This window comes from Xanthomonas sp. F14, assembly GCF_014199865.1.
On record NZ_JACHOM010000004.1, the window covers coordinates 84,650 to 105,470 of the forward strand.

Annotated in this window: 15 protein-coding genes; 5 read left to right on the top strand and 10 right to left on the bottom strand. The window is 65.0% G+C overall.

All coding sequences use genetic code 11. The features are described from left to right. Positions 1-200: 200 nt before the first annotated feature. From GGR73_RS14450 to GGR73_RS14460, 3 genes are all read right to left on the bottom strand, one after another. Positions 201-1,454, bottom strand: a complete 1,254-nt coding sequence (locus tag GGR73_RS14450; protein WP_102582256.1) for a dipeptidase — start codon at positions 1,452-1,454, stop codon at positions 201-203. Between the two features lie 236 nt (positions 1,455-1,690). Further along, positions 1,691-2,008 (bottom strand): membrane protein, encoded by a 318-nt coding sequence (locus GGR73_RS14455; RefSeq protein WP_039816449.1) that lies wholly within the window; start codon positions 2,006-2,008, stop codon positions 1,691-1,693. A 31-nt stretch (positions 2,009-2,039) separates the two neighbouring features. Next, positions 2,040-3,206 carry a class I SAM-dependent rRNA methyltransferase gene (locus GGR73_RS14460; protein WP_024939159.1) on the bottom strand — a complete coding sequence of 389 codons (1,167 nt, stop codon included), beginning with the start codon at positions 3,204-3,206 and terminating at the stop codon, positions 2,040-2,042. Between the two features lie 261 nt (positions 3,207-3,467). On the opposite strand from GGR73_RS14460, the gene GGR73_RS14465 reads away from it, so the two are divergent. After that, complete coding sequence (locus GGR73_RS14465) at positions 3,468-4,424, top strand: TerC family protein (protein ID WP_184457557.1); 957 nt, start codon at positions 3,468-3,470, stop codon at positions 4,422-4,424. Positions 4,425-4,846: 422 nt separating this feature from the next. Beyond that, positions 4,847-5,632 carry a rhomboid family intramembrane serine protease gene (locus GGR73_RS14470; protein ID WP_104569400.1) on the top strand — a complete coding sequence of 262 codons (786 nt, stop codon included), beginning with the start codon at positions 4,847-4,849 and terminating at the stop codon, positions 5,630-5,632. A gap of 86 nt (positions 5,633-5,718) precedes the next feature. On the opposite strand, the gene GGR73_RS14475 is transcribed toward GGR73_RS14470, so the two are convergent. Together GGR73_RS14475 and GGR73_RS14480 are read right to left on the bottom strand one after the other, a co-directional pair. Continuing rightward, positions 5,719-6,819 carry a glycerophosphodiester phosphodiesterase gene (locus GGR73_RS14475; RefSeq protein WP_184457559.1) on the bottom strand — a complete coding sequence of 367 codons (1,101 nt, stop codon included), beginning with the start codon at positions 6,817-6,819 and terminating at the stop codon, positions 5,719-5,721. Between the two features lie 250 nt (positions 6,820-7,069). Next, on the bottom strand, positions 7,070-9,370 hold the full coding sequence (locus GGR73_RS14480) for a TonB-dependent receptor (protein WP_046345190.1): 2,301 nt from the start codon (positions 9,368-9,370) through the stop codon (positions 7,070-7,072). Between the two features lie 195 nt (positions 9,371-9,565). On the opposite strand from GGR73_RS14480, the gene GGR73_RS14485 reads away from it, so the two are divergent. Continuing rightward, on the top strand, positions 9,566-10,426 hold the full coding sequence (locus GGR73_RS14485; RefSeq protein ID WP_184457562.1) for an acid phosphatase: 861 nt from the start codon (positions 9,566-9,568) through the stop codon (positions 10,424-10,426). Positions 10,427-10,601: 175 nt separating this feature from the next. Here the strand turns inward: GGR73_RS14485 and mnmE are convergent, their stop codons facing one another. The 5 genes from mnmE to rpmH form a co-directional block, all read right to left on the bottom strand. Beyond that, on the bottom strand, positions 10,602-11,942 hold the full coding sequence (gene mnmE, locus GGR73_RS14490; protein ID WP_184457564.1) for a tRNA uridine-5-carboxymethylaminomethyl(34) synthesis GTPase MnmE: 1,341 nt from the start codon (positions 11,940-11,942) through the stop codon (positions 10,602-10,604). Positions 11,943-11,962: 20 nt separating this feature from the next. Further along, positions 11,963-14,665, bottom strand: a complete 2,703-nt coding sequence (locus tag GGR73_RS14495) for a polysaccharide deacetylase family protein (protein ID WP_184457566.1) — start codon at positions 14,663-14,665, stop codon at positions 11,963-11,965. Between the two features lie 93 nt (positions 14,666-14,758). Next, positions 14,759-16,480: a membrane protein insertase YidC gene (gene yidC, locus GGR73_RS14500; protein ID WP_024939151.1), complete on the bottom strand. Its 1,722-nt coding sequence runs from the start codon at positions 16,478-16,480 to the stop codon at positions 14,759-14,761. A gap of 15 nt (positions 16,481-16,495) precedes the next feature. After that, complete coding sequence (gene rnpA, locus GGR73_RS14505; protein WP_039512801.1) at positions 16,496-16,942, bottom strand: ribonuclease P protein component; 447 nt, start codon at positions 16,940-16,942, stop codon at positions 16,496-16,498. Between the two features lie 38 nt (positions 16,943-16,980). Beyond that, the gene (gene rpmH, locus GGR73_RS14510; protein ID WP_002805908.1) at positions 16,981-17,121 is read right to left on the bottom strand and encodes a 50S ribosomal protein L34; all 141 of its coding nucleotides are present in this window, start codon (positions 17,119-17,121) and stop codon (positions 16,981-16,983) included. A gap of 242 nt (positions 17,122-17,363) precedes the next feature. On the opposite strand from rpmH, the gene dnaA reads away from it, so the two are divergent. Beyond that, on the top strand, positions 17,364-18,692 hold the full coding sequence (dnaA, locus tag GGR73_RS14515) for a chromosomal replication initiator protein DnaA (RefSeq protein ID WP_024939149.1): 1,329 nt from the start codon (positions 17,364-17,366) through the stop codon (positions 18,690-18,692). 277 nt (positions 18,693-18,969) lie between these two features. Continuing rightward, positions 18,970-20,070: a DNA polymerase III subunit beta gene (gene dnaN, locus GGR73_RS14520; protein WP_016901842.1), complete on the top strand. Its 1,101-nt coding sequence runs from the start codon at positions 18,970-18,972 to the stop codon at positions 20,068-20,070. The last annotated feature ends 751 nt before the right edge of the window (positions 20,071-20,821 follow it).

Here is a 20,821-nt window from a genome sequence, read left to right on the forward strand (position 1 = left end):
CACATCAGGTGTCCCGAGCGTGTGCGAGGCTCGGAACGCTGCAGCAACCATGCTGGTGCAGAGCTGGCCGACCCGATACCGCGCGGTCACCCGGCCAAGTAACTACCGGGCCGACAGCCAGCGCCGACGCAGCACCCAGCCCCGCACGACAGACCGCCTCGGCCTTGCGAATCCCGAATCCCGACTCCCCAATCCCAGCACTACCTCCCCACTCCCGATTCCCGATTCCCCACCGCATACGCCTGCGCCTGCCCCATCACCCGCAGCAGGTTGCCGCCCCAGATGCCGGCGATCTGCTGCTCGGTGTAGCCCTTGCGCAGCAGCCAGGCGGTGATGCGCGGCAGGTCGGAGACGTCTTCCAGGCCGACCACGCCACCGCCGCCGTCCCAGTCCATGCCGATGCCCACGTGCTCGGGCCCGACCACCTTGAGCACATGCTCCAGATGGGCGAAGAAATCCTCCTCGGTGGCGCGCTTGATCGGGTAGCGCGCATCCAGCTCCTTGAGCGCGGCGCTCAGGGCCGTGCCGTCGGCGATCTTGATGTGCTCCCAGCCGCCGTATTGCTCGGTCAGCGCCTTCTCGGCGGCCTTGCGCTCGGGGCTGGCGCCGCTATCGACCAGATAGCCGCCGTAGGAATTCACCTGGATCACCCCGCCGTGCTCGGCCAGCACCTTCAGCCGCGCGTCGTCGATATTGCGCGGATGGTTAAACACCGCACGCGCGCCGCTGTGCGAGAGCACGATCGGCACCGGCGACAGTGCGATCAACTGGTCGAACACCGCATCGGAGGCATGCGATTGATCGATCACGATGCCCAGCGCCTGCGCCTGTTGCACCAGTTGCTTGCCGGCCGGGCTCAGGCCCTTCCACTCCGGCCCCTTGGGGTCGGTGGCCGAGTCGGCGAACTCGTTGTTGAGAAAATGCACGGTGCTCATCAGGCGCAGGCCCTGCGCGTAATAGAAGCGCAGCAGCGTGGGGTCGGCCACCAGCGGGCTGGCGTTTTCCATGCTGATGTACACCACGCGCTTGCGATCGGCCTTGATGCGCGCGGCATCGGCGGGCGTGGTGGCGAAGGCGAAGCGCTGCGGTTGCGCGGCCAGCAGCGTGTGGATCTTCAACAGCCGCTGCAGACCGGCATCGCGATCGTCCAGGTGCGCGGCCGCACTGCGATTGCCCTGCGCGGTGTAGACCGCCCAGAAGCCGCCATCCAGCGCGCCTTCGACCATGCGCGGATAATCCACCTGCGACAGCCGGTTGCCGGCATGCGCCTGCAACACGTCGAAATCGGGACGCTCCAGGTTGGCCGGCGTGTCCAGATGCGAATCCAGCGTGACCAGGCGCTGTTGCAGCGCCGTGGCGCGCGCCAGTTCGGCCTTGGAAAACTCCAGCGCGTGGGCAGGCAGCGCGGTGGCGAGCAACAGCGAGACAGACAGAGACAGCGTGTGCAGGTGCATGCGATCTCACAGCCAGGTGGGGGTCACCGGATCATAACGGCTTGCGGCACGCGTACTGCACGCGCCACGGCGCAGGCGATGCGCACATTGCGGCTCTGAAAAAATACACACGGAACCACATTGCGCGCAGTGCCAACGTCTGTACGCCGCGCCCAGCTTGCAGCCGCACGCAGGGATCCATGCGTGGCCCACCGTGACCGCTCGCCTGGCGATGGCGTGCGGGGCCAGGTGTGGGTTCAATCGCCCAGTTCGGCCAGGCGCGCGCGCACGCTCTCGACATCGACGTGCTCGCGCACGTGCAGCCACTGCCGCGCCCATACCGAGCGCAGCACGATCCAGGCACCGAGCACGCCCAGGCAGGTCGAGCCCAGCGCCAGCAGCAACGGATGCAACGGCGAGCCGCTACCGGTCTGGAACAGGTACATGAAGGCGCCGGCGAACAGCAGCCACACGCCGAACACCGGCCAGTTGCTGGCCAACAGACTGGCATGGGGCCGCTCGATCTCGCGCAGCAACCGGCTCAGCGCCTTGCGTTCCTCATCGTCCGCTGTCATCGACTGGCCGCTCCAGGGGTTGATCGCCGCGCTAGATCACGCGGCAGAAAACAGCCTTCAGATAGCGCGATTCCTGCACGTGCGCCATGAACGGGTGGTCCGGACCGGCACCGGCCACCTTCAGGATCTGGATGGTGCGACCGGAGAAATACGAGGCGCGCCGCAGCATGTCCAGGAATTCCTGCTCGGCCACCAGCCCGGTGCACGAGAAGGTGGCGAACAGGCCACCGGGCTTGACCACGCCCAGCGCCAGCTTGTTCATGTCCAGGTACTTCTTCAGCGCCGGAATCACCTGCTCGCGGTCGCGGGTCATCTTGGCCGGGTCCAGGATCACCACATCGAACTGCTCGCCGCGGTTGGAGGCATCGCGCAGCCAGGGGAAGATGTCGGCCTGCACGAACTTCGGCCGCACGTTGTTGAGCTTGGCGTTGCCCTTGGCGATGGCGATCACGTCCTCGTCGATGTCCACGCCCAGCACCTCGGACGCGCCGCGCGCAGCCGCATACACCGCAAAGCCGCCGGTGTTGCAGCACAGGTCCAGCACGCTCTTGCCTTCGACCTGCTCGCTCAGCCACTGGCGGTTCTCGCGCTGGTCGGCAAAGAAGCCGGTCTTGTGCGCACCGGCCGGGTCGGCACGGAACTTGATGCCGTACTCGGTGATCACCGACGCTTCGGTGGTGGTGTTGCCGTGGAAATCGAAGCTTTCCTGCTTTTGCACGTGTTCGTCGGCGAAGCTGTGGAAACGGCAGCCCGGGAACTGCTCGCGCAGCGCCTCGTAGATCCATTCGCGGTGGCGGAACATGCCGGCGGCGAAGAACTCCACCACCACCAGATCGCCATAGCGGTCCACCACCAGGCCGGACAGGCCGTCGCCTTCGCTATGCACCACGCGCCAGGCATCGGACACCGCGTCGAGCTTGAGCCAGTCGCGGCGCAGGCTCACTGCCGCGGCGATCTTGCGCGAGAACCAGCCCGCATCCACCGGCACCGCCTGGTCGGTCTCCAGGATGCGCACGGCGATGCGCGAGTGGCCGTTGTAGAAGCCGCGGCCGACCCACTCCCCGTCCACGCCGACCACATCGACGATGGTGCCGGGTTTGGGCTTGGCGGCGGGCTTTTCCACCAGCTTCTGGAAGATCCACGGGTGGCTGGAGCGCCACGCATTCTTGAGTCGGACGACGGGGACAGGAGTATTCATCCGCCCATTGTATCCGGCTGGATTGACGTGCCTGCCCCGGGCACGCAGAATCGGGCATAGAAGGGGAGTAGCTCCCAGCGTTGTCGCCGTCATGACGAGCCCTGCCAACAGGCGCTCCGGTGCAACGGCAACCGGCCCGGCCGGTTGTGAGCGAGACCTTCGCCGCGCAGGCGAAGGTCCGTCACCCGGAATCCACGATTTCCGTGTCACAAGGCCTCAGCCCACCGGCTGTCCAGGTCGTTTCACTTTCGGGATTCTTGTATGCAAACCATTGGCAATGTCTGGTTATGGGGCGGCTTCGCGATCGTGGTGATCGTGGCGCTGTTGGTCGATCTGGTGCTGATGCGCCACGGCGGTGCCCACAAGGTCACCTTCAAGGAAGCCACCTGGTGGAGCATCGGTTGGGTGCTGCTGGCGCTGGCCTTCAACGCCGGGCTGTGGTGGTACCTGCAGGGCAGCATGGGCGATGCGGCGGCCGACCGCATCGGGCTGGAGTTCCTGACCGGCTACCTGGTCGAGAAATCGCTGGCGGTCGACAACATCTTCGTGTTCCTGATGGTGATGACCTACTTCGGCGTGCCCGAGGAGCAGCGCCAGCGCGTGCTGATCATCGGCGTGCTGGGCGCGATCGTGCTGCGCGCGATCATGATCTTCGCCGGCTCGGTGCTGCTGACCAAGTTCCATTGGCTGCTGTACGCGTTCGGCGCCTTCCTGCTGCTGACCGGCATCAAGATGTGGTTCTCCGCCGGCAAGGAGCCGGACCTGGAAGCCAACCCGGTGCTGCGCTGGATGCGCGGCCATCTGCGCCTGAGCCCGCAATACCACGGCCATGCGCTGAGCGTGATCAAGGACGGCAAGCGCTGGTTTACCCCGCTGTTCGTGGTGCTGATCCTGATTGCGGTGATCGATGTGATCTTCGCGGTGGACAGCATCCCGGCGATCTTCGCGATCACCACCGACCCGTTCATCGTGCTGACCTCCAACGTATTCGCGGTGCTGGGTCTGCGCGCGATGTTCTTCCTGCTGGCCGGCATGGCCGACCGCTTCCACCTGCTGCCGTACGGGCTGGCGGTGATCCTGGTGTTCATCGGCACCAAGATGATGATCATCGATCTGTACAAGATCCCGGTGCTGGTCTCGCTGGCGGTGGTGATCGTGATCCTGGTCTTCACCATCGTGCTGAGCCTGCTGCGGCCGCCCAAGCCGGCTCGGCACTGACCGGCCGGGATTCGGGATTCGGGATTCGGGATTCGGGAATCGGGAATCGGGAATCGGGAATCGGGAATCGGGAATCGGGAATCTGGAATCTGGGTTGTGCTTGGCTGCAGATGATGGTGCAAAGGATGCCGCGGTTTCGCTTCGGCTCTCGCCACTGGGGCCGGTCGTGGTCTTCGGCCGTGATCGTCGGCTCCGTCGCCCATTACGCGACTCGGCTGCAGCGCACCACAGGCGGTACCGGAGCATTGGGACCGCGCCCTGGTTGCCACCACACCTAACTGCGGTGAGGTATTGGCCGCCGCGGCCTGCCTGCCGGGCTTCGTATCAGCCCGGCGGGCAGCAGGATTGTCCCGCCGCCGGATCCGGTTATCCCGCGCAAATAGGGCTTGCAAAGGCAAAACCACGCCGCCATCCGTGAATGCATGACAACGCATTCCCTTGCCCCCGATCCCACCACCCAGAGCCGCCTGGATCGTTCCCGGGTCTTGCGTGCCTTCAACTTCAGCCTGGCTGCCGTGTTGCTGCTGGTGGCGGTATTCACCGCCCAGGGCATGTTCGACTGGCGCGCCTGGGCGGTGGCACCGCTGCAGGCCGACGGCCTGCTCGGCATCCTCACCGCGCCGCTGCTGCACGGCTCGCTCGCGCATCTGGGCGCCAACGCCGCCGCACTGCTGATCCTGGGCACACTGGCCGGCAGCGTATATCCGCGTGCCACCGCCCTGGCGCTGCCGTTGCTGTGGCTGGGTTCGGGGCTGGGCGCGTGGTTGCTGGGCGAGCCCGGCAGCCGGCATCTGGGCGCCAGTGGCGTCACCCACGGGCTGATGTTCCTGGTGTTCGTGCTGGGCCTGCTGCGCCGCGACCGCCCGGCGATTGCCACCAGCATGATCGCCTTCCTGTTCTACGGCGGCATGTTGCTGACCATCCTGCCGCACGAGGCCGGCGTATCCTGGCAATCGCATCTGGGCGGCGCAGTGGCCGGCCTGATCGCTGCACTGCTGCTGCGCCTGCGCGACCCGCAACAGGCCAGGCCGCGCTACAGCTGGGAAGACGAGGACGAGGACGCTGCCTGGGAGATCAGCAACGCCGAACGCGACGTGCTGGAACCGCCGCCGCCACGCCAGGTGCCAGTGCTGTGGCAGCGCCAGGAAGACGGCTCGCAGAACGTGGTGCTGCACTTCCCGCCACGCGAACGGCCACCTGGGACGTAGGAGCGTGCTGGCGCGCGACGGGGCGTTATCGGGAACGCCCCATCGCGCGCCAGCGCGCTCCTACAGACCGCATATGCGTCCAACGTTTAACGCGTCGCACGCTCGCTCAACGCACGCCGCGCCAAGCCGGGATCATCGGCAAAGAATGCATCGATACCGGCATCCAGATACGCCTTCAACTCGGCCAATGCGCCGGCCTCGTTGCGCTCGGTCACCGCAGCACTGCTGCGGTTGTTGGCGGCCAGGAAATAATTCTCCGGGCGGAAGGTATACGGCTGCACCTGCAGTCCTGCCGCATGCGCGTCGTGCACCAGGCTGGTCGGCGTGCCCAGGCGCTGCTGCGCATCCAGCGGAATGATGCTGCGGATGTCCGGGCCGATCGCATCGGCATAGCCGGCAACCTGCTTCAGCCCTTCTGGCGTGATCATCTGCGCGTAGGTGCGCGGCGCGTTGCCCACGCCCGCATCGGGCAGCGCCATCTGCGCGCCGCCCAGCAGCTGCAGCAAGCGAATAGTGCTGTTGCGCCCGATCTTGCCGCGCAAGTAACGCAGGTTGCCGGTCTCGAACGACTGGATCACCACCGGCGCGGTCTGCGTGTAGGCATGCGCACGCAGGCTCGCCAGCACCTTGTCTTCCATCGCCAGATTCAGCGCACTGAAATAGCTCGGGTGCTTGATCTCCGGAATCAGCCCGATCGTGCGCCCGGTCGCTGCCGATTCGGCTGCGACGAAATCGATGATCTCATCGAAGGTGACGATCTGAAACTGCCCGTCCCAACGCGTGCCGCGCAACTGCGGCAACCGCTCGCGCGCGCGCAAGGTCTTCAATTCGGCAAGAGTGAAGTCTTCGGTGAACCAGCCTTCCATCGCCTGGCCATCGATGGTCTTGCGGGTCTTGCGCGCGGCGAACTCCGGGTGGCTGGCCACATCGGTGGTGCCGCCGATCTCGTTCTCATGACGCGCCACCAGCACACCATCCTTGGTGGACACCAGGTCCGGCTCGACAAAATCGGCGCCATCGACGATCGCCCTGGCATACGAGGCCAGGGTGTGTTCCGGGCGCAACGCGCTGGCGCCACGGTGCGCAAAGATCTGCACCGTCTTCGCCAACGGCGCCTCTGCCAACGCGGGCCCGCTCATGCCGACCATCATCGCTCCCAACACCAACGCACGGTGGAACTGCATCATGCCTTTCTCCAACAAAAAAGCAGCCATCAACACCACGGCACAACCGCCAGACGAGCGCGGCCGATGAGCGAGGCGGGATGCACGATGTGTACATCCCGCTTTCTCCGCATCGTCCGCACTAGCCTGACAACCACTCCCTAAGTCTTGCCAGCCACTCTAAAACCATCCACGTCGATCGCCACCGGAAATCAGTCAGCAGCCACAAGACCCGCTGTTACCAATCCCCAATCCCGACTCCCAAATCCCTAACTCAGAACTTGGCATCCAAGGTCAAAAACACCTGCCGCGGCGCGCTGGCATGGAATGCCAGCTGACGGCCATTCGGATCGCTGTTGGCGAACGCGGTGAGGTTGGACGCATAGCGCTTGTCGGTGAGGTTGGTCACGTTGAGCGAGAGCTTGAGCCCCTGCAGCACGCCGGCCTGGCCAAAGTCGTACCCGGCGCCCGCATCGAACGAGGTGTAACCGCCGAAGCCCTGGTCGTTGGTGTAGGTGTAATAACGCTGGCCGGTGTACTTGCCGCGCAGGTTGATGTTCCAGTTGGCGTAGTTGAAGGCGATTTCGCTGGCGAACATACGCTTGGGCGTATCCACCGTGGTCTTGCCGGCAGTCGGAATGATCACCCCGTTCTGCACGTAGTTGTCGTCGTAGGTCGAGCGGTTGATCGAGGCCGAGTTGTACCACTGCAGGTAGCTGGTCGGCTTCCAGATCACGGTCAGTTCGCCGCCGCGGCTGCTCACCGAGCCCACGTTGAAGAAGCGCGTGGTGCAGGCCGGCGTGGTGCCCTGCTGGATGCTGGCGCAGGGATTGAGCGAGAGCAGGCGGTTGTCGAAGGTCACGTCGTAACCCACCAGCGAGGCTTCGAAGCGGTCACGCACGAAGCGGTAACCGGCTTCCACGGTGCGCGACTTTTCCGGCTCCAGGGCGCCGACGCTGGCATCGAAGGAGGCCTGCGTCACCAGCAACGGACCACCGGCGCCGCCGCCCTGGAACGCGGCGATGTTTTCCGCGTACGAGGCGAACACTTCCTGCCCGTCTGCGATGCGATAGCCCAGACCGACCTGCGGCAGCACCGACTCGCTGGCCTTGATCGAACCGGTCGCCACCGGCGCTTCCACCGCCAGCCCCGGCGTTTCGCGCGCGGTCATTTCGGTGCTCGGGCTCTTGATGCCCAGATCCACGCTCAGGCGCTCGTCGAGGAACTTGAAGTTGCCCTGCACGTAGAACTGCCGCGTGGTGATGATGTAGTTCTGCGAGAACAGCCTGCGGTCGGGATCCTGCAGGAACTTGTCGTCGCTGACCGGCCCGTCTATCCAGTAGAAATTGCGCTCCACATCGTGGTGATTGCGCTCGTACCACAGCCCGGCTTCGAGGTGATGCGGGCCCAGGTTCCAGCCGAGCGAGGCGATGCCGCCGGTGCGGTTGATCCAGTAATTGGTGCTGCGGATGGAGATCGGCAATGCCTGCGGCGTGCCCGGGTTGGACGCCTGGCCCGGCGACCACCAGTGGCCCTGACCCTTGTTTTCGTGGTGGTAGACCTGGGTGTGCAGGCTGATCGCATCGTTGGGCTGGAAGTCGCCGGCCACATAGAACAGATCGTCGTCGCGCAACGCGCGGCTCTGGTAGTACGCATCGTCGATGTTGTCCACGCCGCCGCTGAAACCGCAGCGCGCCGCATTGCGCGTGGCCGGTGCGCAGTACGCCGCGGCCAACGCCCGGTTCCAGTCCGGTGCGTACAGGTTCCAGTCCCAGCCCAGGCCACGCGCCATGCCGCTCTTGGACAGATACGAATAATCGGCCTGCGAGGTCCGCGAGGTGTCGGCGAACGCGGTCAGCTTGCCGCCATCGAACTGGTACACGCCCTTGGCATTGAACTGGCGCGTGGTGGTCGGCGACTCCGGGCGCGCCCACATGTCGGCTTCGGCATTGATGCCGGACAGATACGCCGAAAACCCGTTGTAGTCGCCGGTGTCCACGCGCAGGAAGGTGCGCCGGTTGGCATCGGAGCCCACCGTCTGCGACAGCTGCCCGCCGAACACGCTGGACGGATCGGCCGAGTAGTACTGGATGGTGCCGCCCAGGTTGCTGGTGGACGCGGTGCCCAGTGCGCCGATGCCCGATGCCAGCTCCACGCCGCCGAAGTTTTCCGCAATCAGGGCGCGGCTGATATTGAGGCCGTTGTAGTTGCCGTAGGCGTTGTCACCCAGCGGCAGGCCGTCGAGCGTATAGCCCAGGCGCGTGCCGTTGAAGCCACGCAGGCTGATCGTCTGCGACTCCTCGTTGGCACCGAAGGCATCGTTGGATTGCACGTTGACGCCCGGCATGCGGTTGAGCAGCTTCTGGATGCTGGTGCCCGGCGGCAACACCGGAATGTCCTGCTGGGTGATGCGCTGCACCTGACGCGTTTCGCCCTGGCCGATCACCGAGACCGCGTCGAGTTGCTGCACGGTCGTGCCGGTGTCGGCAGTCACCTCGGGATCGGCGGCGTAGGCGGCCGGCGACAGCACGAGCGCGGTAAGGACGGCGGCACTTAACAGATGGGTCTTGGGCATGAGCGGCAGGGGGGACGAGTCAAAAGATGACGGCAAGCGTGCGACAGCTGTCTTGCGCCGATGCGACCGGGACATGACAGTGCTGCGACAGCGGCTGCGCATTCCGCGCCGCAACTGCGTTGCGCTGGCATGCAGATGTCATCTGCGCGTCGTAATCTGCGCCCTCATCCATCCGTGTTGTCCGAGGGTTGCTGCATGTCCGATCGCATTGCTCGCGCTTGTTTCCGGACGCTGACCAGCGTCGCCATCGCGGTGCTGGCATGGGGATGCGGCAGTGCGAGCGCCCGCGACAAGGCGGCTCCGGCGGGCTCGGTGATCGCCACCGATGCACACGGCTACCTGGAAAAAGCACAGGTGCCCGACAGCCTGCGCCTGGTACCGCCACCGCCACAGGACGGCAGCGCCGCGCTCGCCAACGATCAGGCCATCGCCACATCCATGCTTGCCCTGCGCGGCACACCACGCTGGGACCTGGCCACACAGGATGCTGCACTGACGTTCCCGGCGGCCGCCAATCACTTCAGTTGCGCGCTCGGCATCCAGATCGACCAGGCCCACACCCCGCACCTGCTGCGTCTGCTCGAACGCAGCATGCGCGACGCCAGCACCAGCACCAGCGCGGCGAAGGCACGCTATCAGCGGCCACGCCCGTTCATGCGCAACGACCAGCCGATGTGCACGCCCGACGATGACGCGGCGCTGCGCAAGAACGGCTCCTACCCCTCCGGCCACACCGCCATCGGCTGGAGCTGGGGCCTGATCCTGGCCGAGCTGGCACCCGCCCAGCGCGACGCCCTGCTCGCCCGCGGCCGCGCCTTCGGCGACAGCCGCCTGGTCTGCAACGTGCACTGGCAGAGCGATGTCCTGCAGGGCCGCATCATGGGCGCCGCCACCGTCGCCGCCCTGCACGACAACCCCGAGTTCCAGAAGGATCTAGCCGCTGCGCGCCGCGAGATCGACAAGTCACGTGCAAAGCAACCTGCCACAGCCGCGGCATCGCCAGCATGCGATGCCGAGAACGCGGCATTGCAGACGGTGCTGCCGGGTGTGATGTGACGCGTTTTGCAGCGCAGTTGCGGGCGCTCGTTTCGAGTTTCGGTATCGGCATGTGACCCGCTGTAAAAGCGTTGCGCTTGTCGCCGTCCCTGATCCCTGATCCCTGATCCTTGATGCAGAACACCAACAGCCAGCGTCTGCATCGGCTCATCATGCGTCGCGGCAGGTAAGCGGTTTACTTGCCGATACAAAAACTCGAAAAGATCTTGCCCAGCAATTCGTCGGCGCTCAGCTTGCCGGTGATCTCGCCGAGTGCTTCCTGTGCCAGGCGCAATTCTTCGGCGGCCAGTTCGAGCTGTTCGAAGCCCAGCTCCAGATCCGCTGCGTCTGCATGCTGTTCGGCGCGGCGCAATGCCTCGACATGCCGCGTGCGTGCGGAGAATTCGCCTTCCACGCTGTCCACTCCGTCGCCCAGCGCAAGCTCGCGCAACCGGGCGTGCAACTGCTCCAGTCCCTGCCCGGTCACCGCCGAGACCGCGACCGCGTCGCGATCGAGCGCTGTGGCTTCGGCCAGCAGATCGCATTTGTTGTGGATCCACAGCTGACGCGGCACCGTATCGATGGCATCGCCGATCGCATCGCGCGCGGCTTGCGGGTCGCGTGCATCCAGTACCACCAGCGCCAGGTCTGCGCGCTGCAACTCCGCACGCGCGCGCCGCATGCCCTCGCGCTCGATCGCATCACCGCCTTCGCGCAGGCCGGCGGTGTCGACCAACACGAGTTCGAAACCATCGAGCTGGATGGCTTCCTGCAAGGTATCGCGCGTGGTGCCGGCGACATCGGTGACGATGGCGCGCTCGCTACCGGCCAATGCATTGAGCAAGGAACTCTTGCCGGCATTGGGCGGGCCGATCAGCACCGCGTGCAGGCCGTCGCGCAGCTTGCGCCCGCGCTCGGCATCGCGCAGCAGTTGCGCCAGCAATGCGCGCGCCTGCTGTAGCCCGTCGCGCACCTGCGCCCCTCCCAGGGTGTCGAGCGGCTCGTCGGCAAAGTCGATTGCCGCTTCCACATGGATGCGTAGCCGGGTGAGGCTGTCGCTGAGCGCATCGACCCGTTGCGAAAACACACCGTCCAAGGATCTGCGCGCAGCGCGTGCCGCGCGCAGATCGCCGGCGGCGATCAGATCGGCGATGGCTTCGGCCTGCGCCAGATCGAGTTTGCCATTGAGAAAGGCGCGCTCGCTGAACTCGCCCGCGCGTGCCTGCCGCGCGCCCAGCGCAATGCAACGCGCCACCAGCTGCCGCAACAGCACCGGGCTGCCGTGTCCCTGCAGTTCCACCACCGCCTCGCCGGTGAAGCTGTGCGGCGCCGGAAACCACAAGGCAATGCCATCGTCGATCACCCCGCCCTGCGCATCGCGAAAGCGCGCGTAGCGTGCCTGCCGTGGCTGCAGATTCGGGACACCCAGCTCGGCGGCGATCTGCGCCGCCTGCGGCCCGGACAGGCGCACGATGCCGATGCCTCCGGTTCCGGCGGCGCTGGCGATGGCAACAATGGTCGATGGCGAAGAAGACATAGGCAGACAGGTTGCGCGGATCAGAGACGTTGCAGTTGCGTGCGTGCCTGCTCGGCGCCGCTGCCTTGCGGCTGCAGTTCCAGATAGGTGGCGTAGGCCTTGCGTGCCTTGTCGCGATCGCCGGCTTTTGCGTAGGCATCGCCGAGATTGAGATAGGCCACCGCACGCGACGGATCGATTTTCAAGGTATTTTCCAGCCAGCGCGCCGATTCGGCAAAGCGTTCCTGGCGGTAGTACACAAAGCCCAGGTTGTTGGCGGCCAAGGCGAAATCCGGGCGCAGCTTCAAGGCTTCGGCAAACTGCTCGGCCGCTTCGGCGTAGCGTTTTTCCTTGTACAACTGCAGGCCGCGCTCGTTGGCCAGCTGCGCACGTTGGCGGTCGCTGCTCTTCACCGCGGTCGGCAAGACCAGCCTGGCTTCGCCGCCTTGCAGCGTCTTGACCGTCACCGGCGCCGCAGCTGTTGCAGCACCGCTGGTGGTGGCGGCAGGACGCGCCGCATCCACGCGGCCGTTGAGTGCGATCGCATCGGCAGACAACTGCGCGGTACCGGCGGTCAGGAACTCCTCGCCACTCGGTACCTGGAACACGAACTCCCCGCCCTGCGAGCCGGGCAGGCTGCCGAATGCCGGGGTCTGCGCCGACACTGCCGACACTGCCGGTGCGACATAGGCCGCCAGTTCGGTCCCGGTGATCAGGCCATCGCCATTGAGGTCGCCCTTGCCCGCCAGCGCCTGCAGCAGCACCCAGGTAAATACCGAATGCCCGTTCGGGCCGCTGTCGGCCACCTGCTGATCGGCACCGCCGGCAGTGAGCATCTGGCGGGCGATGCGTCGCGCGTTCTCGCGCAGGTAGGCGCCGGACGTCGGCCCGCCGCGCGTCAGCCCCAATCCGCTATAGCAGGCATCCATCACGAACAGCACATGCTTGGCCTGCAGGCTTTCGGCAATGTTCTGCAGGTCGCTCATCGCGATCGCATCGCTGGCCAGTTGCTGCGGATCCGAGTCGACCGGAATGATGTAGCCCAGGTCGCGCCCGGATGCCAGCCGGCGCGTGGCGCCATGCCCGGCGAAGAACACGAACACGCGGTCGTTGGTCTGCGCGCGTCCCTCGCCGAGGCGATCGTGGAATGCCGCAAGAATATTGTTGCGCGTGGCCTGCCCGTTCTTGAGCACGATCACCTGCGAGGACGGAAACCCCAACGGGCCGGTCAAGGTGCTGGCGATGGCCTGCGCGTCGTTGGCGGCATATTCGAGCTTGGGCCAGTGCGCGTAGTCGTCGATCCCGATCACGATCGCCCAGGAGTTGGCGTAGCCGGTGGTCACGGTTGCCTCGGCCGCCGCACTGGGCGCGTGCGCCACCGAAAACTCGCGGCCATTCCAGCCGGCGAACTGGTAGCCATCGGCGATCAGGCGATCCATGACCTGCGGCAGCGCCTTCACTGCACGGTCGTGGATGTCATGGAACAACACGATGCCGCGCTGCTCCTTGTTCACCTGGTCGAGCACGCGCTGCACGATCGACTCGGGCACCGGGTCGGCCCAGTCCATCGAGTCGATGTTCCACATGATCGACTTCAGGCCTGCCTCGCCCAGCAGCTGCAAGCCTTCGGCATTGCGCGCCCCATATGGAAACCGGAACAACGGCGCACGCTTGTCGTCCACCGCGCGCAACAACGTGTCGGTGTCCAGCACCTGGCTGCGCAACGCATCGCCGGTGGTCTTGGACAACTGCGCATGGGTCAGGCTGTGGTTGCCCACCGCATAACCTTCTTCCATCAGCGTGTGGCTGATCTTGGATAACGGCGCGAGTGTCGGCTTGCCCTGCGCGTCCAGGCTACCCAGGTTGCGGCCCACTTCGAAGAACACGCCCGGCACGTCGTAGCGTTTGAGGATGGCCACGATCTCCTCGGTATAGGCTTTGTGCGGGCCATCGTCGAAGGTCAGCACCACCGTCTTGGGCGGCAGGTCGCGGCCGAAGATCTCGCTGTCGCTATCGCGCGCGGAGAACGGGTACGGCTCCACCACGCCATGATCGCGCAGGATCTTTTCGCGCGTGTACAGGCTGCGCAGATGCGCCACGTAGTCGTCCCACTTCTCGCGCTTGGGCACGATCGCGCGGCTGCGATCGAAGCGGCTGAAAATCTGCGTCAGTTCCTTGTTATAGCTGCGCTCGATCTCGTCCAGCGCTTCCAGATCCTCGCCGATGCGCTGATGCAGCTTCACTGCCGGCAGTGCCGAGTCGCGGCCAATGCGTGCGTGCAGGTCGCGCAACACTTCGGCAAACGCCAGGCGGTCGGCATCGTAGAGATCCGGTGCCGATTCGATCTCGTCCAGCACCGTGGCGATCGTTGCGAAGCGGCGCGCTGCATTCGACGTCAACACCGTCTCGAATCGCGCAGCGATGCGTTCGCGCTGTTGGAGGTTTTCATGGAACAGCTGCTGCCCCACGCTGCTGGAGGTGGCGCGATCGCGTGGCGTCTGGGCATCCGCGTCGGCCAGCAACACGATGATGCGGCGATGCCGGTCCAGTTGCTCGCGCAGCTGCGCGACCAGTGCGCGTGCGTCGTCGTTGTCGGTTTCGGCTGGCGCACCAGCGGCGGCCGGCGCAGCGGTGCTGGCAGCAGACGCTGCCTCGCCGGCGGTCTGCTTGCCGCAGCCGGCCATCGCCAGCATTCCGGCGCAAGCGGCGCACAGCAACAGGCGATACAGCGGCGATGACATCACGACGGCGTCCTTGGCGATGAAGACAACAGGGCAGACAGCAACTGCGGCGACATGCAGAAAGCCCGCCTTGCGGCGGGCTCTGTGCAACTGCGCTTACTTGGCGTTGGCCTGGATGATCTTGCTCGGCTTCTCGCCGTGCTGGCGGATCATCCACCACTGGATCAGCAGACCCAGGCCGCCGTTGACCACCCAGTACAGCACCAGGCCGGCCGGCATGAAGGCCATCATGACGCCGAACACCAGCGGCATGAACTGCATCATCTTGGCCTGCATCGGGTCCATGCCCGGGGTCGGGGTCAGCTTCTGCGTGGCCCACATGATGGCGATGTTGAGCACCGGCAGGATGAAGTACGGGTCGCGCGCGGTCAGATCCTGGATCCAGCCCAGCCACGGTGCCTGGCGCAGTTCCACCGATTCCACCAGCACCCAGTACAGCGCGAAGAAGATCGGCATCTGGATCAGCAGCGGCAGGCAGCCACCCATCGGGTTGATCTTTTCCTTCTTGAACAGCTCCATCGTCGCCTGCTGGTACTTGACGCGATCGTCGCCGTAACGCTCCTTCAGCTGCGCCAGGCGCGGCTGGAAGCGGCGCATCTTGGCACCGGACTTGTACTGCGCGGCCGACAGCGGATACAGCGCCAGACGCAGCAGCACCACCAGGCCGATGATGGACCAGCCCCAGTTGTGCAGGAAGCTGTGCAGATGGCTCAGCACCCAGAACAGGCCCTGGCCGATGATTGCCATGATCGAGAAGCGGCTGTAGTCGACCACGCGGTCCAGCCCCTTCACGTCTTCCTTGGCGATCAGGCTGACCAGCTTCGGGCCCACCCACAGGCGCGCTTCGGTGGTCGCGGTCTGGCCCGGCGCCACGGTGAAGGCCGGGCCACGCAGTTCGGCCACGTCACGCGGGCCGTCCTGGTTCAGCACGTATAGCGAGGCCTGGTCCTTCTGCGGAATCCACGCGGTAAAGAAGTGGTGCTGCAGCAACGCCACCCAACCGCCGGTGATCTGGCGATTGAGGCCGCCGTCGTCCATGTAGTCCTTGAACGCGCGACGCTCGTAGCCTTCCTGCGGGCTGTACCAGGTCGCCCCGTTGAAGCTGAAGGAATCCGGATTGGTCATGCCGCGGCTGAGGATGGTCGGCACCCGGCTCAGCTTGCGGAACACGTAGCCGTTCCACGGCGCGCCACTCTTGTTGATCACCTCGTCCTTGATCGAGATCGCATAGCGACCGCGCTCCAGGGTGAAGGTGCGGCGGATCGACACGCCGTTGGGGCCATTCCACACGAACGGCACCACCAGGGTGTTCTGGCCCTTGGCCAGTTCGAACGCGGTGCCCGGCTGTTCGGCGCGGAAGCCGCCCACGCCCGGTACCGGCGAATGCTCGCTGGCCCAACCGCTGGTGGCGTTATAGGGATGCGCGGCATCTTCGGTCAGCAGGCTGACCGGCGCGGTGCCGTCCTTGGTCTGCGGAAACTGCAGCAGTTCGGCATCGAGCACGCTGCGGCCGTCCAGCTTCAGGCGCAGCACGTCCGAGGTCAGGGTGATCACCGGCGCAGCACCGGCAGCAGCCGGCGTCGCGGCAGTCGTGCTGGTCGCCGGTACGGCGCCCGGCACACCCGCCTGCGGAATGGCCTGGGCCGCCGGCACATTGGCCGACGGTGCCGCAGCGTCCAGATCGCGCGCAGCCGGCACCGACTGCGTCGCCGCAACCACCGGCGCATTGGCGGCGGCCTTGTCCTTGCCCCACTCCATCCACAGCAGCGCCGCGACCATCAGCCAGGCAAAAATCAGGAAAACACGGGTCTGGTTCATCGGGCAGCAACTCGCTCAGTCGGAACTGGGTTCCGGCTCTGTCGGGGAAAGGGAGGATGGGTGCATCGTCCTGGCGGGCGGCATTGTGCCGGGCGCAGCAGGCAGGGGCAATGCGCCGGCACGGCGCAGCAGACGCAGGAAGGCGTCGCGAATCTGTGGATTGGTCGCTTTTGCGGCTGCGGAGCGCGCCACAATCACGTAATCGCCGCCGGCAAGCTCGGGCAGCAGATGCCGCATGGCATCACGCAATACGCGTTTGATCCGGTTGCGTCCCACCGCACGCGTGTCGACCTTGCGCGACACCGCCATGCCCAGGCGCGGCGGCGTATCGCCGGTCCGCCAGTGCAGGCTGAGCAACGGGTCCGAGGTACGACGTGCAGTATCGAAAACGACCGTATATTGCGCACGCGTACGAACCCGCGCAGAGCGAGGAAATCGCCTGCACGGGTTCGATGCGTTCACGTTAGGGACTGCCTCGGCCGCAGGGAGCGGCGCGGCAATCAAGCGCTCAGGCGCTTGCGGCCCTTGGCGCGGCGGCGAGCCAGGATCTTGCGGCCGTCGGCAGTTGCCATACGTGCGCGGAAGCCATGGTCGCGTGCTCGCTTGAGGTTGCTGGGTTGGAAAGTACGCTTGGTGGCCATGGGGCCCTCTGCATGAATGGAGACGAATAGAACCGGCAATTCTATAGGGCCATCAGAGGCCGGGTCAACTCCCCGCAGACGTCAGGGGAGGTGATGGCGGTCAAGCCCTGTGGATGGACCTGTGAATAAGTCTGGGAAAACCCTGTCCTCGGTGCTAGTCTGGCGCATCCTCTTTTCACTACCGGGCTGCGAGCACGGCGCTTTTCTGCGCGCCGCAGCCAGCAACAGATGATCATACTTTGATGGATGCTTGGCCCCGCTGTCTGGAACGTCTCGAAGCCGAATTCCCGCCCGAGGACGTCCACACCTGGTTGAAACCCCTGCAAGCCGAAGACCGCGGCGACAGCATCGTGCTGTATGCGCCGAACGCCTTCATCGTCGACCAGGTCCGCGAGCGCTACCTGCCGCGGATCCGCGAGCTGGTGGCGTATTTCGTCGGCAACGGCGAAGTGGCGCTGGCGGTCGGCTCCCGCCCGCGTGCGCCGGAACCGCAGCCGGCACCGATGGCCACGCCCAGCGCACCGGTTGCCGCGCCGATCGTGCCGTTCGCCGGCAATCTGGATTCGCACTACACCTTCGCCAACTTCGTCGAGGGTCGCAGCAACCAGCTTGGTCTGGCCGCCGCGATCCAGGCAGCGCAGAAGCCGGGTGACCGCGCCCACAACCCGCTGCTGCTGTACGGCAGCACCGGCCTGGGCAAGACCCACCTGATGTTTGCCGCCGGCAACGCGCTGCGCCAGGCCAATCCGGCCGCCAAGGTGATGTATCTGCGCTCGGAACAGTTCTTCAGCGCGATGATCCGGGCGCTGCAGGACAAGGCGATGGACCAGTTCAAGCGCCAGTTCCAGCAGATCGATGCGCTGCTGATCGACGACATCCAGTTCTTCGCCGGCAAGGACCGTACGCAGGAGGAGTTCTTCCACACCTTCAACGCGCTGTTCGATGGCCGCCAGCAGATCATCCTGACCTGCGACCGCTATCCGCGTGAGGTCGAAGGCCTGGAGCCGCGGCTGAAGTCGCGCCTGGCCTGGGGCCTGTCGGTGGCGATCGACCCGCCCGATTTCGAGACCCGCGCGGCGATCGTGCTGGCCAAGGCGCGCGAGCGCGGCGCCGAGATTCCGGACGACGTGGCGTTTTTGATCGCCAAGAAGATGCGCTCCAACGTGCGCGACCTCGAAGGTGCGCTCAACACGCTGGTGGCACGCGCCAACTTCACCGGCCGCTCGATCACGGTGGAATTTGCCCAGGAGACGCTGCGCGACCTGTTACGCGCCCAGCAGCAGGCGATCGGCATCCCCAACATCCAGAAGACCGTGGCGGACTACTACGGCCTGCAGATGAAGGACCTGCTCTCCAAGCGACGCACCCGCTCGCTGGCGCGTCCGCGCCAGGTGGCGATGGCGCTGGCCAAGGAACTCACAGAACACAGCCTGCCCGAGATCGGCGACGCCTTCGCCGGCCGCGACCACACGACCGTGCTGCATGCCTGCCGGCAGATCCGCACGCTGATGGAGGCCGACGGCAAGCTGCGCGAGGACTGGGAAAAGCTGATTCGCAAGCTCAGCGAGTAAGCCGGCAACGGTCTTGACCGCCCGCTTGGAGAAAAGCGTGGAAACGTTGGGGTCAAATGCGGGAGAATCTGTGGATAACGTTGCCTCGCAGGTCGGGCGGAAAACTATCCACAGGTTTTACCGCCAGACCAGGGGCACTAGTCCAACGACTTTCAGGCGCTAATTTGTCTTTGGAAACAAACAGTTATGGTGGTTATCCGCTGAAAACGGCCCTACCATCACCACCAAGCTTTTGATTTATTCCATTATCTTTTAAAGCATAGGGGCACGGAACCACATGCGTTTTACACTGCAGCGCGAAGCCTTCCTCAAACCATTGGCCCAGGTGGTCAATGTGGTCGAACGCCGTCAAACCCTGCCGGTTCTGGCCAATCTGCTGGTGCAGGTCAAGGACGGGCAGGTCTCCTTGACCGGTACCGATCTGGAAGTGGAAATGATCTCGCGCACGATGGTGGAAGACGCGCAGGACGGCGAAACCACGATTCCGGCGCGCAAGTTGTTCGACATCCTGCGTGCCCTGCCCGACGGCAGCCGCGTCACCATCTCGCAGACCGGCGACAAGGTCACGGTGCAGGCCGGGCGTAGCCGCTTCACCCTGGCCACGCTGCCTGCCAACGATTTCCCGTCGGTGGACGAAGTCGAAGCCACCGAACGGGTTGCGGTGCCGGAGGCGGCGTTGAAGGAGCTGATCGAGCGCACTGCGTTCGCCATGGCCCAGCAGGACGTGCGTTATTACCTCAACGGTTTGCTGTTCGACCTGCGCGAGGGCTTGCTGCGTTGCGTGGCCACTGACGGCCACCGTCTGGCGCTGTGCGAGACCGAGCTGGAAAAATCCGGCGGTGCCAAGCGTCAGATCATCGTGCCGCGCAAGGGCGTAACCGAGTTGCTGCGGTTGCTGGAAGCGGCGGACCGCGAAGTGGAGCTGGAAGTCGGTCGTAGCCATATCCGCGTCAAGCGTGGCGATGTGACCTTCACCTCCAAGCTGATCGACGGCCGCTTCCCGGATTACGAGGCGGTGATTCCGATCGGCGCCGATCGCGAGGTCAAGGTGGACCGTGAGGCACTGCGCGCATCGCTGCAGCGTGCGGCGATTCTGTCGAACGAGAAGTACCGTGGCGTGCGGGTGGAAGTGTCACCGGGTCAGCTGAAGATCAGCGCACACAACCCGGAGCAGGAAGAAGCTCAGGAAGAAATCGAGGCCGACACCAAGGTCGACGATCTGGCCATCGGCTTCAACGTCAACTATCTGCTCGACGCGCTGTCTGCACTGCGCGATGAGCACGTGGTCATTCAGCTGCGCGATGCGAACTCGTCGGCACTGGTCCGTGAGGCTAGCAGCGAGAAGTCGCGTCATGTGGTGATGCCGCTGCGTCTCTGACGCCGCGTTCCACGTGGAACACGAAGAGCCCGGCGAAAGCCGGGCTTTTTCGTTTTCAAGATTGAGAGTGCTGAAGTCGTTCGGTGTAAGGCTTTGGGAGGCTTGAGCGTTTTTGGGCATCCGCTCTGCGCTGGTTAGGTGCCCAGATGTCTTGGTGCCTTAGCCGGAGTTACGTTGGCTTTCGGGCATGATCCTCGGAGTAGCAACGCCGCACGTTCACCAGGCCAATAACGGTTCGATAGACGCCACTCACGGATAGTCAAACTTCGACGACCGGACAAGGGCACTGGTTCGTTTGCTTGGCTTGACGGGTGTGAGTTGGAACACGAGCGATATCAAAAAACTGGCATCAGCCCGGTGCGCTGCTGTCGTCAGCACGGATACTTTGCCCATCTGTGTTTCAGACATGCCCAAGGATCAGTGAGCTGTCTTGCCTAGGGAACGCGCCGCGTGCGATCGCTGCGCTCTGGGCAAGCAGCCAAACCCAACCGCGACCTGTCGAGTTACGAAGGCGTTGTTGGCAGGTCCACGGGATACACGTGGAACAACGTGCTTTCTCCTCGTGTCACTCACCGCATTGGGGCAAGCTTGTTTTGTCGCAGCTCCCGTGAGATTAATTGGTCATACACGTTGCGGTTTGTCGTCCAGCGAAGTCGCACTGACTGGAGTCAGCCTGAATCAGTTCATAAAAGACAAGGTGGTCCGCTCCGACCGAGTACGTACAGCTGCGTCTGGCGTGAGCGTCCTTGAG

What these genes read in the sequence shown, in the direction of transcription:
- GGR73_RS14455 (WP_039816449.1), bottom strand. Translation starts at nt 2,008, where the DNA reads ATGACAGCGGACGATGAGGAACGCAAGGCGCTGAGCCGGTTGCTGCGC.
- dnaA (WP_024939149.1), top strand. Translation starts at nt 17,364, where the DNA reads ATGGATGCTTGGCCCCGCTGTCTGGAACGTCTCGAAGCCGAATTCCCG.
- GGR73_RS14465 (WP_184457557.1), top strand. Translation starts at nt 3,468, where the DNA reads ATGCAAACCATTGGCAATGTCTGGTTATGGGGCGGCTTCGCGATCGTG.
- rpmH (WP_002805908.1), bottom strand. Translation starts at nt 17,121, where the DNA reads ATGGCCACCAAGCGTACTTTCCAACCCAGCAACCTCAAGCGAGCACGC.
- dnaN (WP_016901842.1), top strand. Translation starts at nt 18,970, where the DNA reads ATGCGTTTTACACTGCAGCGCGAAGCCTTCCTCAAACCATTGGCCCAG.
- GGR73_RS14460 (WP_024939159.1), bottom strand. Translation starts at nt 3,206, where the DNA reads ATGAATACTCCTGTCCCCGTCGTCCGACTCAAGAATGCGTGGCGCTCC.
- GGR73_RS14475 (WP_184457559.1), bottom strand. Translation starts at nt 6,819, where the DNA reads ATGATGCAGTTCCACCGTGCGTTGGTGTTGGGAGCGATGATGGTCGGC.
- GGR73_RS14480 (WP_046345190.1), bottom strand. Translation starts at nt 9,370, where the DNA reads ATGCCCAAGACCCATCTGTTAAGTGCCGCCGTCCTTACCGCGCTCGTG.
- GGR73_RS14485 (WP_184457562.1), top strand. Translation starts at nt 9,566, where the DNA reads ATGTCCGATCGCATTGCTCGCGCTTGTTTCCGGACGCTGACCAGCGTC.
- GGR73_RS14450 (WP_102582256.1), bottom strand. Translation starts at nt 1,454, where the DNA reads ATGCACCTGCACACGCTGTCTCTGTCTGTCTCGCTGTTGCTCGCCACC.
- mnmE (WP_184457564.1), bottom strand. Translation starts at nt 11,942, where the DNA reads ATGTCTTCTTCGCCATCGACCATTGTTGCCATCGCCAGCGCCGCCGGA.
- GGR73_RS14470 (WP_104569400.1), top strand. Translation starts at nt 4,847, where the DNA reads ATGACAACGCATTCCCTTGCCCCCGATCCCACCACCCAGAGCCGCCTG.
- yidC (WP_024939151.1), bottom strand. Translation starts at nt 16,480, where the DNA reads ATGAACCAGACCCGTGTTTTCCTGATTTTTGCCTGGCTGATGGTCGCG.